The organism is Candidatus Methylomirabilota bacterium (genome assembly GCA_035764725.1).
In the GTDB taxonomy this organism is placed as follows: Bacteria; Methylomirabilota; Methylomirabilia; order Rokubacteriales; family CSP1-6; genus DASRWT01.
On the sequence record DASTYT010000121.1, the window covers coordinates 1 to 13,997 of the forward strand.

The following is a 13,997-nucleotide window of genomic DNA, read 5'->3' on the forward strand; positions in this document are numbered from 1 at the left end:
CGCGACTGGAGCGGCGCGCAGGCCGTTGTCCTGGAGGCGCTGGCGCGGGCCGAGGCCGCGCGCGCCTCCGAGGCTCTGCGCGCCGGGCTCGATCACCGGCTCCGGCGTCTCGAGCGCCGGCTGGCCCGGCTCGCGCTCACCCCGCTGTTCTAGCGCTCGCCCGCCCCGCTCGGCCCCGCCGCGTCGGCTGCGAAGGCCACCACGTGGAGCAGCTGCGCTTCCGCTCGGACGCGCGCGCCCGTCGCGAAGGTGGACGTCGAAGGCTGGGACGAGTGCACCCGACGTCCCGAGGGAAGGCGAATGCAGTAGAGGCACTCCGAACCGCGGAAGAAGCGGCGGGTGATCACCCCCGAGCCGTCCTCGCGCGCCTCGAAGTGCACGTCGTCCGGGCGCAACATGACCTCGACGGGCGTGCCGAGAGCAAGACCCGCGCGATGGGCGAAGGTCCCCAGCTCGGTCTCGATGCCGTCGCGGGTGACGCGGCCGGGCAGGAAGTCGGCGGCGCCCACGAACTCGGCGACGAACTGCGTGGCAGGCTGGTGGTAGATCTCCTCCGGCGTCGCGATCTGCTCGATACGCCCGTGACGCAGCACGCCCACCCGGTCGGCGAGCGTGAAGGCCTCGTCTTGATCGTGGGTCACGAACACCGCGGTGGTGCCGGTGCTCCGCAGGATGGCCTCGACGTCGTCCCGCATCTGTGCCCGGAGGTCGGCATCGAGATTCGAGAAGGGCTCGTCGAGCAGGAGCAGGGCGGGGGCCGGCGCGAGGGCCCGAGCAACGGCGACCCGCTGCTGCTGGCCGCCGGACAGCTCGTGAGGAAAGCGGTCGTCGACGCCGCGCAGGCCCACCAGGTCGAGCACCTCACCGACCCGGGCCCGCCGCGCCGCTCGCTCCAGGCGGTCGAGCCCGAAGGCCACGTTGTCGTGCACGGTCAAGTGAGGGAAGAGGGCGTAGTCCTGGAACACGAGGCCCACGCCGCGCCCCTCCGGGGGCACGAGCCGCCCCTCCCCGGATACGACCTCGCCGCGGAGGCGCACCGTACCCGCGTCGGGCGCCTCGAAGCCCGCGATCAGACGCAGCGTGGTCGTCTTGCCGCAGCCGGAGGGGCCCAGGAGCGCGACGATCTCGCCCTCGTTCACCGAGAGCGACAGGTCGTGGACGGCGGGCGGCTGATCCTTGGCATACCGCCGGGAAACGCCGGCCAGCGCGAGCAGCTCCACGACGTCAGCGGCGGCCGAGGACTTCGGGGTTCACGGGCGTCGGCGGTGACGTCCCCTCGAGGACGGCCAGACAGTTGTTGACGGCCAGGCGGGCCATCTCGACCCGGGTCGCGCGCGAGGCGCTGGCGATGTGCGGCGCCAGCGCGACGTTGGGAAGCCCGATCAGGCCGGGGTGCACTTTCGGCTCCTCCTCGAACACGTCCAGCCCGGCGCCGGCGATCCAGCCCTCCTTGAGGGCCTGCACCAGCGCGGCCTCGTCCACCACCGGCCCCCGCGCGGCGTTGATGAGGTACGCCGTCTTCTTCATGGTCCGGAGCGACTGCGCATTGATGAGGTGGCGGGTCTCGGGAAGCAACGGCGTGTGCAGGGTCACGAAGTCCGAGTCCCGCAGCAGGGTCGGGAGGTCGACACGGGTTGCGTGTAGCTCCGCCTCTACCGTCGCGGGCGCCGGCGCCGCGTCCTGGTAGAGCACGCGCATGCCGAAGCCGAGGCCGCGCCGGGCCACCGCCCGGCCGATGCGGCCGAAGCCGACCACGCCCAGGGTCTTGCCGTGGACGTCGCCGCCCAGGAGGAGCATGTACTCCCACTGCTGGAACTTGCCGTCGCGGACGTAGCGGTCACCCTCGACGAGGCGGCGCGCGGTCGCCATGAGCAGGGTCCAGGCGAAGTCGGCGGTGGTCTCGGTGAGGACATCGGGGGTGTTGGTCACTACCACCCCTGCTTTGGTGGCGGCCGAGACGTCGATGTTGTTGTAGCCTACCGCCACGTTCGAGACGACCTTGAGCTCAGGGTTGGCCGCGAGGACCTCCGCGTCGATGGTGTCGGTGATCAGGCAGACAAGGCCCCGGCGGCTACGCAGCCGGGCCTTGAGATCGGCCTTGGAGAGCGGACGGTCGCCCGTGTGCAAGTCGACGTCGGCGCGGCTCCGGGCGAAGGCGATGACCTCGTCCGGAAGCATGCGCGAGATCAGAATCGACGAGGCTCCGCTGCCCTGAGGCATTACGCCCCTCCATCATAAGTAACTGAAATATAAAGAATATGAACTTCTTGACAGCCCGAGATTCGCCGATATACTAGCAATCGCACTCGATGAGTGCTAACGGATTCGGCGGTCGTGGAGATCGCCAGGCCAAACATCTTACCCAGCAGGAGGCACGTTGACCATGAAAGTTCGTCCGCTGCACGATCGCATCCTCGTCAAGCGTATCGAAGAGGGAGAGGTCCGTAAGGGCGGCATCATCATCCCCGACACCGCCAAGGAAAAGCCCCAAGAGGGCAAGGTCATCGCCGCCGGGAACGGCAAGGTGTCCGAGGACGGCAAGCGCATCCCCCTCGACGTGAAGGCCGGGGACAAGATCCTCTTCGGCAAGTACTCCGGCTCCGAGGTGAAGGTCGACGACGAGGAGTATCTGATCCTGCGCGAGGAGGACGTGCTCGCCATCATCGAGTAGCGTCGTCGGAACGCCATCAACCCGACCGCGCCCGACCGGCCGGTCCATTCCACGCAAACGAACAGGAGAGACAGAGATGCCGAAGCAGGTCATGTTCAGCGACGAGGGCCGCGCCGCCCTCCTCCGGGGGGTCAACGTCCTCTCGGCCGCGGTGAAGGCGACGATGGGCCCCAAGGGCCGCAACGTCGTCATCGACAAGAAGTTCGGTAGCCCCACGATCACCAAGGACGGCGTCACCGTCGCCAAGGAGATCGAGCTCAAGGACAACTACGAGGATATGGGCGCCCAGATGATCAAGGAGGTGGCGTCCAAGACCTCGGATATTGCCGGTGATGGCACGACGACGGCGACGGTGCTCGCCCAGTCCATCTTCCGCGAGGGCCTCAAGAACGTCACCGCCGGGGCCAACCCGATGGGCCTCAAGCGGGGCATCGACACCGCGGTGGAGGCAGTGGTGGAGGAGCTGAAGAAGCTCTCCAAGTCCACCAAGGACAAGAAGGAGATCGCCCAGGTCGCCACGATCGCGTCGAACAACGACAAGACCATCGGCAGTCTGATCGCCGAGGCGATGGAGAAGGTCGGCAAGGACGGCGTCATCACCGTCGAGGAGTCGAAGTCGGCGGAGACCGTGCTCGACGTGGTCGAGGGCATGCAGTTCGACCGCGGCTACCTCTCCCCCTACTTCGTGACCGACGCCGAGCGGATGGAGTGCGTGGTCGAGGATGCCCTCGTCCTCATCCACGAGAAGAAGATCAGCGTCATGAAGGACATGCTGCCGCTGCTCGAGCAGGTCGCGCGCTCCGGCAAGCCCTTCCTCGTGATCGCCGAGGACGTCGAGGGCGAGGCCCTGGCCACGCTGGTCGTGAACAAGCTCCGCGGCACGTTGCACTGCGCGGCGGTGAAGGCCCCGGGCTTTGGTGATCGGCGGAAGGCCATGCTCGAGGACATCGCCATCCTGACCGGCGGCAAGGCCATCACCGAGGATCTCGGCATCAAGCTCGAGAACATCAAGCTCGAGGACCTCGGCAAGGCCAAGAAGATCGTCGTGGACAAGGACAACACCACCATCGTCGAGGGTGCCGGCAAGTCGTCCATCATCGAGGGCCGCATCAAGCAGATCCGTGCGCAGATCGACGAGACCACGTCCGACTACGACCGCGAGAAGCTCCAGGAGCGCCTGGCCAAGCTGGCGGGCGGCGTGGCGGTGGTGAAGGTGGGCGCGGCCACCGAGACCGCGATGAAGGAGAAGAAGGCGCGGGTCGAGGACGCGCTCAACGCGACGCGGGCCGCGGTGGAAGAGGGCATTGTGCCGGGCGGCGGCGTGGCCCTGCTACGGGCGTCCAAGTCCATCGAGAAGCTGAAGCTCGAAGGCGATGAGAAGGTGGGCGCCAACATCGTGAAGCGGGCGCTCGAGGAGCCCATCCGGCAGATCGTGGAGAACGCCGGTCTCGAGGGCAGCGTGGTCGTGGAGAAGGTGAAGGCGGAGACCGTCCCCACTCGGGGCTTCGACGCCGAGAGCCTGACGTACGTGGACATGATTCAGGCGGGCATCATCGACCCGACGAAGGTCGAGCGGATCGCCCTGCAGAACGCGGCGTCCGTCGCCGGCCTGTTGCTGACGACGGAGGCGCTGGTCACCGACCTGCCGGAGGAGAAGCCGGCGGCGGCCCCGCCGATGCCGCACGGCGACTTCTAAGCCGTCAGGATCCGGAAGCACCGACACGGCCTCGGCCCCGTACGGGCCGGGGCCGTGTCTCATTTCGTGCACGTCTTGACCGGCTCGCCGGAGGTTGCCTAAACTGAGCCCGTCTGTTAGGGTTAACTGCTTTTGCGACAGAGCATCCGAGTCCGGAGGGGGTGACGCAACTGTATCCGTACGAGATTCTTGTGATCTTCGATCCACGGCCGACCGACGAGGACATCGCTGCGCTCCTCACCCGCCTGCAGGAGAACCTCAAGGGTCTGGGCGCCGAGGTCGGTAAGGTGGAGAACTGGGGCAAGCGCCGCCTCACCTATGATATGCGGAAACAGCGCGAGGGCACGTACGCGGTGATCGAGTGCTCCGCCGAGCCGTCGGTGGTCAAGGAGTTCGAGCGGCAGCTGCGGTTGAACGAGAACGTGCTCCGCTACATGACGACCCGGGTGCCGGTGCGCAAGCGCCAGCGCTCGGCGCCGAAGGCCGAAGTGGCGGTTCCGGAGGAGGCGGTCTGATGGCGAGCCTCAACAAGGTGTTCCTCATCGGAAACCTGACGCGCCCGCCCGAGCTCCGCTACACGCCGAGCGGCACCGCGGTGTCCGATCTTCGCCTGGCCGTGAATCGAGGCTACACCACCCAGGGCGGCGAGAAGCGGGAGGAGACGTGCTTCCTCACCGTGGTGGTCTGGGGGAAGCAGGCGGAGACGTGCGGCGAGTACCTGGACAAGGGCAGCCCCATCATGGTGGAGGGGCGGCTGCAGACCCGAGACTGGGAAACGAAGGACGGACAGAAGCGCAGCGTCGTCGAGGTGGTGGCCGAGCGCGTTCAGTTCATGGGCCGGACGAAGAGTCCGGTCGCGCCGGGCGCTCCCGTCGAGGGCGGCGAGACCATGCAAGACGGGGACGACGAGGTCCCCTTCTAGGAGGAGCGAGCCATTCCGCCTGCATCGAAGCCTGTGAAACGTCGCCGGTTCGGCCGGCGCAAGGTCTGCAAGTTCTGTGTGGACAAGGTGAGCCTCATCGACTACAAGGACGTCCGCCGGCTGCGCGGCTTCGTTTCCGAACGGGGCAAGATCACCCCCCGGCGCATCTCCGGCAGCTGTGCGCGCCATCAGCGCCAGCTCACCCGCGCTATCCGGCGCGCGCGCACGGTGGCCCTCGTTCCCTACACCGGCGAGTAGCCCGGGAGCCCCGATGAAGATCATCCTGCTCGACGACGTCCCGAAGCTCGGCCGGCGCGGCGAGGTCCGCGACGTGTCCGACGGCTACGCGCGGAACTTCCTCCTGCCTCACAAGCTGGCGCTCAACGCCACCCCGGCCAACCTCAAGAATCTCGACGCGATCAAGGCCAGCCAGGAGAGCAAGGCGGCCAAGGCCCGCAGCGAATCCGAGGAGCAGGCGCGGACCATCGAAGGCCTCGCCTTCGCCCAGATCCGGCAGGCCTCCGACGAGGGCAAGCTCTTCGGGTCGGTCGGCAAGGCCGACATCGCCGCGTTCCTCGCTCAGCACGGGATCGAGGTGGAGCGGCGTCGGATCATGCTGGACGAGCCGATTAAGACCCTCGGCGAGGTCAGTGTGCCCATCCGGCTCCCCGCCGACGTCACCGCGCAGCTCAAGGTCGCCGTCACCCGGGAGTAGCCGTGGCCACGCTCGCCGAGCTGCTCACCTCCAAGATCCCCCCACACAGCATGGAGGCGGAGCGAGCCCTGCTCGGCGCCATCCTGCTCGAGCGCGAGAGCCTGCCCAAGGCGGTGGAGCTGCTCCGGGCGTCCGACTTCTACAAGGAAGGGCACCGGAAGATCTTCGACACCATGCTGGTGCTGTTCGAGCGCAACGAGCCGGTCGATCTCGTCACGCTGTCCGAGGAGCTCAAGCGCCAGAACGATCTCGAGGCGGTAGGGGGGCCCTCCGCCCTCGCCATGCTCGTGGAGGAGGCGGCCACCGCCGCGCATCTCCTCGCCTATGGGGGCATCGTCCGCGAGAAGGCCCTGCTGCGCGACCTGATCCGCATCTGCAGCGAGATCATCTCCCAGAGCTTCGACGGCAGTCAGGACGTGGAGAAGCTGCTCGACGACGCCGAGCGGCTGATCTTCCAGATCTCCGAGCGGCGGATGCAGGGCTCGGCCTACCCGGTCCGCGCGATTCTCAAGGACACCTTCGAGCACATCGAGCGCCTGTACGAGCGGAAGGAACACGTCACCGGGCTCGCGACCGGCTTCGGCAAGCTCGACGAGATGACGTCGGGCTTCCAGCCCAGCGACTTCATCATCATCGCGGGACGGCCGTCGATGGGGAAGACGGCCTTCGCCCTCAACATCGCCAAGTACGCGGGTGTGGTCGATCACAAGCGGGTGCTGGTGCTGAGCCTCGAGATGTCGAAGGAGCAGCTCGTCCAGCGCCTCCTGTGCGCGGAGGCGCGGGTGGACTCGCACAAGGTGCGGACCGGCTACCTGGATCCCCGCGATTGGACGCGAATGACGCACGCCGCCGGCAAGCTGGCGGACGCGCCCATCTACATCGACGACTCGCCGGCGCTGTCCGTGCTGGAGGCCCGCGCCAAGGCGCGCCGCATGAAGGCCGAGCACGGTCTCGACCTCATCGTCATCGACTATCTGCAGCTCATGCGGGGCCGGAACCCCGAGAACCGGCAGCAGGAGATCTCCGAGATCTCACGGTCGCTCAAGGCGCTCGCCAAGGAGCTCTCGGTGCCGGTGGTGGCGCTCTCGCAGCTCTCGCGGGCGGTGGAGGCGCGACAGTCGAAGGAGCCCCAGCTCTCGGATCTCCGGGAGTCCGGCGCCCTCGAGCAGGACGCCGACTTGATCCTCTTCCTCTACCGGCCCGAGCGCTACGGGCTCGAGTCACCGGACGGCGACCGGGTCGCCGACGTCATCATCGGCAAGCAGCGGAATGGGCCGACCGGGAAGGTGCAGGTGACATTCATCCCCGAATACGCGTCGTTCGAGAACCTCGCCCCGCCCAGCCGTCAAATTCAGCCCGTCTAGGCCGCGAGCGCGGGCGGCGTTTTCAGCAGGGTCATGACCAAGGTCGTCATCGTTGGAGCGGGGAAGGGCGGTCGTGCCCTGCTCGAGATGATCGTGGGCGACCCCACCGTCTCCATCGTGGGCGTTGCCGACGCCAATGCCTGGGCGCCCGGTCTCGAGCTCGCGCGCCGTCTCAACATCCCGGTCTCCACCGACTTTCGCGAGCTCGTCCGCAATCAGCGTCTCGATCTCATCATCGACGTGACGGGCAATCCCCAGGTCCACGCCGAGATCGACCGCATCAAGGCGCCGGCCAGCGAGGTGATGGGCGGGGCCAGCGCCAAGTTCATGTGGGATCTCCTCGCCGAGCGCAAGCGCTCCGAGGAGCTGGAAGACCGCTACTCCCTGATGCTGCGCGAGCTCCAGCGGCAGGCTGAGGGCGACTTCATCATCGGCCAGAACCCCAAGATGAAGGAAGTGGCCGAGCTGATCGCGCGGGTCGCGCCGACGCCCACCACGGTGCTGATCCGCGGGGAGTCGGGGACGGGCAAGGAGCTCGTGGCCCGCGCGATTCACCGCTACTCGAATCTCCGCGACAAGCCGCTGGTGACGGTGAACTGCACCGCGCTGACGCCCACCCTGATGGAGTCCGAGCTCTTCGGTCACAAGCGCGGCGCGTTCACGGGCGCGGTGGCCGACAAGGCCGGCCTCGTGGAGAAGGCGGACGGGGGCACGATCTTCCTCGACGAGATCGGCGATATGCCGGGCGAGATGCAGGCCAAGCTCCTCCGCGTGCTCCAGGCCGGGGAGATCAAGGCGGTAGGAGACTCCATCACGCGAAAAGTCCGCGTGCGCGTGATCGCCGCCACGAATCGCGACCTCGAGAAGGCAATGGAAGCGGGCGAGTTCCGCTCCGACCTCTTCTATCGCTTCAACACGTTCACGATCACGCTCCCCCGGCTGAGCGAGCGCACCGAGGACATCCCCGTCCTCGCCTACCATTTCCTGCGCAAGGCCGAGGCGAAGGTGAATAAGAAGGTCGACCGGTTCTCCCCCGAAGCGCTCGATCTCTTGACGCGCTATCCGTGGCCGGGCAACCTGCGCGAGCTCGAGAACGTCATCGAGCGCTCGGTCGTCCTCGCATCGACCAGGGAGGTTGGTCTGGCGCATTTGCCGCTCTACCTCCAGGAGGGGAGCCCGATCCGCATCGCGAGCGAGGAAGGTTTCCTCGACGCGAAGGAGCGCGCAATTCAGCTCTTCGAGCGCGAAGCCGTCACGCGCTTCCTGGCCGAGGCCCGGGGCAACATCTCCCTGGCTGCCAAGCAGGCGAAGATCACCCGGCGCAACTTCCACCGACTCATCGCCAAGTACTCGATAAACAGCAAGATTTACAAGACTGAGAATCATAAGACTCAGTAGTGAGTCAATAAAGTCGCACTAGGTGCACTCGGCAGATAGCTTGTAAATAAATAAGTTACAGCCCTATCGCGCAGTTTCTTCCCATAACTCTGTGTGAACTCCTGGACTCATCGTCGAGTAAAACCTACGTGAGCATATCGAATGCGGGGTAATACTTTCAAATAGTTAGTCCTCAGTAGCGGCATGGAACGCGCCTTGCTCAAGTGAAGACCAACTCAGCGACGGGGAGGCTTCTCATGGGAGCGCGTTGTAGCTGCGGCTCGGACATCCAGCATCACTTCGATCATCTTGGCTGCATCCAGTGCGGGGCGGCCTGCTGCCCGGTCTGCTCGTATCAGCTCGAATCAGCCTACTACTGTGGCAGCTGCGCGGAGAGCATCCTCGAATTGCCTTGGGATCCCGCCGTGCGGCCGCGTGCCGCCCTCGCCGGCTAGCCGCGGCACCCATCCACCTCACGAAGAAGGAGTGACGCGCATGGAAAGCAAGGGCACGGCCTTCCGGAGTCTGCTCCGCGATGAGCCCTACCTCTTCACCGGCGGTATTTACTCGCCGCTCGACGCCCAGATCGCCGAGCGGGCGGGGATGAAATCGATCTACCTCTCGGGCTACTCGGTGGCGATGATGAACGGCTGGCCGGACATGGGGTTCCTCACCCAGACCGAGGTCGCCCGCACCGCCTCGATGGTGGCCAGCGCGGTCGAAGCGCCCATCATCGCCGACGCGGACGACGGCTACGGCAATGCGCTGTCCACCATGCGTACCGTCCAGGAGTTCGTGAAGACGGGGGTGGCAGGCATCCATCTCGAGGACCAGCGCTTCCCCAAGCGCTGTGGCCACATCGCCGGCAAGACCATCGTGAGCCGCGAGGAGGCCATCGGGAAGTACCGCGCCGCCCTCGCCGAGCGAGACCGGCTCGACCGCGACTTCGTCATCATCGCGCGCACCGACGCATTCGGCGCGGTGGGCGGCAGCATGGACGAGGCGATCTGGCGGGGCCGGGCTTACGCCGACGCCGGCGTCGACCTCGTGTGGGCCGAGCTCTCGTCCTCGGACCGCGAGCCCGCCATCGAGTTCGCGCGCGCCATGCGTCAGTCGCACCCGAAGCTTCCGCTCGCCTTCAACTACTCCTCGTCGTTCAAGTGGAATCGCGATGCGAACCCCCTGACGTTCCGGGAGCTCGGGGAGCTGGGCTACAGGTTCATCTTCATCACGCTCTTCGGCGCCCACGCCGCCATGTACTCGGTGTGGAACCACATGCACGAGCTGGCGAAGAACGAGGAGCAGGCTCAGTGGAGCCTGGAGCGCCTCAAGGCCGGGCATCCCACCGAGAGCCACCACGTGATGGCGCGCGTGTCGCACTTCCAGGAGCTCGAGCGGCGCTACATTCCGGGGACGGACGAGCGCCTCAAGGGCTCGGACGGGTTCGGCGAAGGGCACTGAACCGTCCCCGGGGGTCGGCCGGGGACGGGGCGGCTCAGCTCCCGTCCCCGGCGTGTCTCGCGCGGAGCAGACGGCGTGCGAGGATGAACCCGAAGAAGACGAGCGCGGCGAAGAGCACATAGCCCTCCACGTCCGTGCCGAACCGCCGCAGCCGCTCGACGTATTCGCCCAGGCCGTACCCGATCGTGTACCCCAGCCCCACGACGAGGGGCACGTAGGTGAGCGCGCCCAGCATGTTCGCCGCGAAGAACCGGGCGATAGGCATGCCGAGCGCGCCGGCGAGCGGCCCCGCCATGAAGCGAAGCCCGGGCACGAAGCGGGCGATGAACACCGCGAGCATGCCGCGCCGGGACACGAAGTCCTGCATCATCTCCAGCCGGCGTGGATGCCCGAGCAGCCACGACGCGTGGCGCTCGAGCGTGGCGCGCCCGTAGCGATGACCGAGCCAGTAGCCGATGTTGTCGCCGCCCACCGCGCTCACGATGCCGATGACCAGGACCACCGGAAGGTGGAGCTCGCCGCGCCAACACATGTAGCCAGCAAGGACCAGGATGGTCTCCTCGGGAACGGGCAGACCGATGTTCCCGAGGATGACGAGGAGGAAGAGGGCGAGGTAGCCCCAGTGCGCGAGGAGCTCGACCGGATCCACGATCAGTTCGCCACGATAAACCAGAACCCTCGTTCCCGTCGAGCCGCACGAAGGATCCTGGGCGGCGGAGGCGAGGTGGCGCCCGGAAGGCTCGGCATGCGGCCTAGTTTGACATGTCCTGATGCCGTGGGTCACACTCCGTGCATGAGCCGGGCGCGCGGCATGCTCGTGACCCTTGTCCTGCTGGGGCTCCTCGCCACCTTCGGCGGGGCGACCTTCGGGCTTCCCGACTCCCTCACGCCTCCCGGCTACTTCGACGGCGGGGACGGCGACGACGCCCTGTGGCTGGTCACCGAAGGCCTCCCGGCCATCGTGCTGCCCGTCTTTGCCCTCGTCCTCATCGCGGCTGCGCGGGCGGCGCTGCCCTTCGGCGTTCCCTGCGCCCGATCCCTCGCCGCACCTCTCGCCGCTCGCCTCCGCGCCCCGCCGCTCTCCTAGTGGTTCCGCCGCGTCACGCGCGCGCCATCATCATGGAGAGAGGAGATCGTCATGTTTGGTCTGGGTACGCAGGAGCTGATGTTGATTCTCGCCATTGCCCTCGTCCTGTTCGGCGGCTCGAAGATCCCGGAGCTGGGGAAGTCCCTCGGTCAGGCGATCCGCGAGTTCAAGCGCGGAGTGGAGGCGCCCGACCCCAAGCCGGAGGCCAAGGAAGAGGCCGGAAAGGGCGGAAAGTCGTCCGTCGGCTAGGCCCGCGCCTTCCCCATGCGGGCCCCGGAGGCCCAGCGTAGGGCCTCCGGAACCCGCACCGTGAAGCTCCACGCGCTCAAGCACTTCTTCGTCGGGAGGCCGATCCCGACGGCGCAGGCCCGTCACGAGCGCCTTTCGAAGCGCGCGGCGCTCGCGGTCTTCGCCTCCGACGCGCTCTCCTCCGTCGCGTACGCGACGGAGGAGATCCTGCTCGTCCTCAGCATCGCGGGGGTGGGCGCGCTCACCTACTCGATCCCCATCGGCGTGGGGATCTCGGTGCTGGTCGCTATCGTGGTGAGCTCGTACCGCCAGACGATCCGGGCGTATCCGGGCGGCGGCGGGGCCTACATCGTCACCAAGGACAATCTCGGGACGTTGCCGGGCCTGGTGTCGGCCGCGGCGCTCCTCATCGACTACGTGCTGACGGTGGCGGTGAGCGTCGCCGCCGGCATCGCCGCGCTGACCTCCGCGTTCCCGTCCCTGTTCGGATACCGCGTGCTCCTCGGCGTGCTCTGCATCGCCGGCATCACCACCGCCAACCTGCGCGGCCTCCGCGAGTCCGGCAAGCTCTTCGCCGCGCCCACCTATCTCTTCATCGTGAGCTGCGCCGGGATGCTCGGCTACGGCTTCATCCGCTGGGTTCTCGGCTGGGAGACGCCGGCGCCGCCCCCGCCCGAGGTCGTGACGGTGGGCCTGCAGAACGCGTCGATCTTCCTCATCCTCCGCGCCTTCGCCTCGGGCTGCACCGCCCTCACCGGCGTGGAGGCGGTGTCGGACGGCGTGGGGGCCTTCCGGCCGAACGAGGCCAAGAACGCCCGCATCGTGCTCGTCTGGCTGGGCGTGATCCTCGTCGTGCTGTTCATGGGCATCACCTTCCTCGCCCGCCACTACCACGTGATGCCGCGCGAGGAGGAGACGGTGGTGTCCCAGCTCGCGCGCCAGATCTTCGGCGGCGGCCTCCTCTACTACGAGATCCAGGCCGTCACCATGGCCATCCTGATCCTCGCGGCCAACACCTCGTTCGCGGACTTCCCGCGCCTGGCCTTCTTCCTTGCCCGCGACGGCTTCATCCCTCGCCAGTTCGGCACGCGCGGCGACCGGCTGGTCTTCTCCAATGGCATCTTGATCCTGGGCGGTCTTGCCGCCCTCCTCGTCGTGATCTTCGCCGGCGACACCCACGCCCTCATTCCTCTCTATGCGGTGGGCGTGTTCATCTCGTTCACGCTCTCGCAGTCGAGCATGGTGCGGCGGTGGCTGCGCGTGCGCGAGGAGGGGTGGTGGTGGCGCGCGTGGCTGAACGCGATCGGGGCGACGGCCACCGGCCTCGTCATGCTGGTGATCGCGGGGACCAAGTTCACCCACGGGGCATGGCTGGTGGTGCTGCTCATCCCGCTCCTCGTCGCCGCGTTCTTGACTGTGCACCGCCACTATGCCGATGTGGCGGGGCAGCTCTCGATGGAGGGATACGATCCGCCGCCCCCGATCCAGAACACCGTGCTCGTGCTGGTCGGCGACCTCCACAAGGGCGTCGTGGCGGCGCTCCGCTACGGTCAGGCGATCTCGCCCTCGGTCAAGGGGGTGTTTGTCGAGCTGGACCCGGAACGGACGCGCCGGCTCGAGGAGAAGTGGGGGAAGTGGGGCATGGGCATCCCGCTGGTGGTGCTGAACTCCCCCTACCGCTCTCTCCTCGCGCCGTTCCTCGACTATCTCGACCACCTGCTCGCGCTGGGCGAGAACCACGTGGTCACGATCATCATTCCGGAGTTCATCCCCAGCCGCTGGTGGCAGCACCTCCTGCACAACCAGACCGCCCTGCTCGTGAAGGGTGCCCTGCTCTTCCGCAAGCGGGTCGTCGTGGTGGACGTCCCGTTCCACCTTCGAGGCTGACCGCCCCCCCTCTGGTACACTGACTTGTTGCGATGGAAGCGATCCTCGACGTCCCCGGCCCACTCGATCTCGCCCGCACCTTCTCGCGGTTCCGGACGTGGGGCGAGGATCCCGTGAACCGGCTGTCCGAGGGCGTGCTTCGCCGCGCGGTGCGCGTGGGCGCGCGCTGGCACGGCTACGAGCTGCGGTGGACGGGCGAGGCCGCCGCCACGCGCGTCACGGTGGCGGTGCCGGGCGCGCGCCGGCCCGAGATCCTCGCCGCCGCCGTCGCGGAGGCGCGGCGCATCTGCGGGGCCGACCTCGATCTCGAGGCGTTCTACCGGGCCGCCAAGGAAGACCCCGTGCTGGGCGATCTCGCGCCGCGCCTGCACGGGCTCCGGCCCACCCTCATGCCCGAGCCGTTCGAGATGCTGGTGGGATCGATCTGCGCCCAGCAGGTCAACCTCACCTTCGCCTTTGCCCTGCGCGCGGCCCTCGTGCGCCGGTACGGCACCGCGCTGCGGGTCGGTGGCGAGATGGTCTACGCCTTCCCCGAGCCGGCCGTCCTCGCCCGGGCGCGGGTGCGCGA

Annotated in this window: 16 protein-coding genes; 13 read left to right on the plus strand and 3 right to left on the minus strand. The window is 67.6% G+C overall.

From position 1 onward, the window contains the following. Positions 1-149: 149 nt before the first annotated feature. Positions 150-1,220 carry an ABC transporter ATP-binding protein gene (locus VFX14_20020; GenBank protein ID HEU5191984.1) on the minus strand — a complete coding sequence of 357 codons (1,071 nt, stop codon included), beginning with the start codon at positions 1,218-1,220 and terminating at the stop codon, positions 150-152. Between the two features lie 4 nt (positions 1,221-1,224). Beyond that, positions 1,225-2,220 (minus strand): D-glycerate dehydrogenase, encoded by a 996-nt coding sequence (locus tag VFX14_20025; GenBank protein ID HEU5191985.1) that lies wholly within the window; start codon positions 2,218-2,220, stop codon positions 1,225-1,227. 163 nt (positions 2,221-2,383) lie between these two features. Between VFX14_20025 and groES the strand changes: the two genes are divergently transcribed. The 9 genes from groES (at position 2,384) to VFX14_20070 (ending at position 10,206) form a co-directional block, all read left to right on the plus strand. After that, complete coding sequence (gene groES / locus VFX14_20030) at positions 2,384-2,671, plus strand: co-chaperone GroES (protein ID HEU5191986.1); 288 nt, start codon at positions 2,384-2,386, stop codon at positions 2,669-2,671. A gap of 76 nt (positions 2,672-2,747) precedes the next feature. Next, entirely contained in the window at positions 2,748-4,367 is a 1,620-nt protein-coding gene (gene groL / locus VFX14_20035) for a chaperonin GroEL (GenBank protein HEU5191987.1), read from the plus strand. Between the two features lie 191 nt (positions 4,368-4,558). Next, a complete protein-coding gene (rpsF, locus tag VFX14_20040; protein ID HEU5191988.1) occupies positions 4,559-4,882 on the plus strand; it encodes a 30S ribosomal protein S6 in 324 nt (107 codons plus the stop codon). Beyond that, entirely contained in the window at positions 4,882-5,289 is a 408-nt protein-coding gene (locus VFX14_20045) for a single-stranded DNA-binding protein (GenBank protein ID HEU5191989.1), read from the plus strand. The genes rpsF and VFX14_20045 overlap by 1 nt, the downstream gene beginning before the upstream one ends. Before the next feature lie 33 nt (positions 5,290-5,322). Further along, entirely contained in the window at positions 5,323-5,547 is a 225-nt protein-coding gene (rpsR, locus tag VFX14_20050) for a 30S ribosomal protein S18 (GenBank protein HEU5191990.1), read from the plus strand. 13 nt (positions 5,548-5,560) lie between these two features. Then, complete coding sequence (gene rplI, locus VFX14_20055) at positions 5,561-6,004, plus strand: 50S ribosomal protein L9 (GenBank protein ID HEU5191991.1); 444 nt, start codon at positions 5,561-5,563, stop codon at positions 6,002-6,004. 2 nt (positions 6,005-6,006) lie between these two features. After that, on the plus strand, positions 6,007-7,368 hold the full coding sequence (gene dnaB, locus VFX14_20060) for a replicative DNA helicase (protein HEU5191992.1): 1,362 nt from the start codon (positions 6,007-6,009) through the stop codon (positions 7,366-7,368). 33 nt (positions 7,369-7,401) lie between these two features. Then, a complete protein-coding gene (locus VFX14_20065) occupies positions 7,402-8,766 on the plus strand; it encodes a sigma 54-interacting transcriptional regulator (GenBank protein HEU5191993.1) in 1,365 nt (454 codons plus the stop codon). Positions 8,767-9,240: 474 nt separating this feature from the next. Then, a complete protein-coding gene (locus tag VFX14_20070; protein HEU5191994.1) occupies positions 9,241-10,206 on the plus strand; it encodes an isocitrate lyase/PEP mutase family protein in 966 nt (321 codons plus the stop codon). 34 nt (positions 10,207-10,240) lie between these two features. On the opposite strand, the gene VFX14_20075 is transcribed toward VFX14_20070, so the two are convergent. After that, a complete protein-coding gene (locus tag VFX14_20075; protein HEU5191995.1) occupies positions 10,241-10,855 on the minus strand; it encodes a DedA family protein in 615 nt (204 codons plus the stop codon). 144 nt (positions 10,856-10,999) lie between these two features. On the opposite strand from VFX14_20075, the gene VFX14_20080 reads away from it, so the two are divergent. The 4 genes from VFX14_20080 to VFX14_20095 form a co-directional block, all read left to right on the plus strand. After that, positions 11,000-11,293, plus strand: coding sequence for a hypothetical protein (locus VFX14_20080; GenBank protein ID HEU5191996.1), 294 nt, complete (start codon positions 11,000-11,002; stop codon positions 11,291-11,293). A gap of 51 nt (positions 11,294-11,344) precedes the next feature. Further along, the gene (gene tatA / locus VFX14_20085; protein ID HEU5191997.1) at positions 11,345-11,542 is read left to right on the plus strand and encodes a twin-arginine translocase TatA/TatE family subunit; all 198 of its coding nucleotides are present in this window, start codon (positions 11,345-11,347) and stop codon (positions 11,540-11,542) included. Between the two features lie 60 nt (positions 11,543-11,602). After that, the gene (locus tag VFX14_20090; GenBank protein HEU5191998.1) at positions 11,603-13,429 is read left to right on the plus strand and encodes an APC family permease; all 1,827 of its coding nucleotides are present in this window, start codon (positions 11,603-11,605) and stop codon (positions 13,427-13,429) included. 32 nt (positions 13,430-13,461) lie between these two features. Beyond that, positions 13,462-13,997, plus strand: a 536-nt coding sequence (locus tag VFX14_20095; GenBank protein ID HEU5191999.1) for a hypothetical protein, incomplete at its 3' end; no start/stop codon positions are given.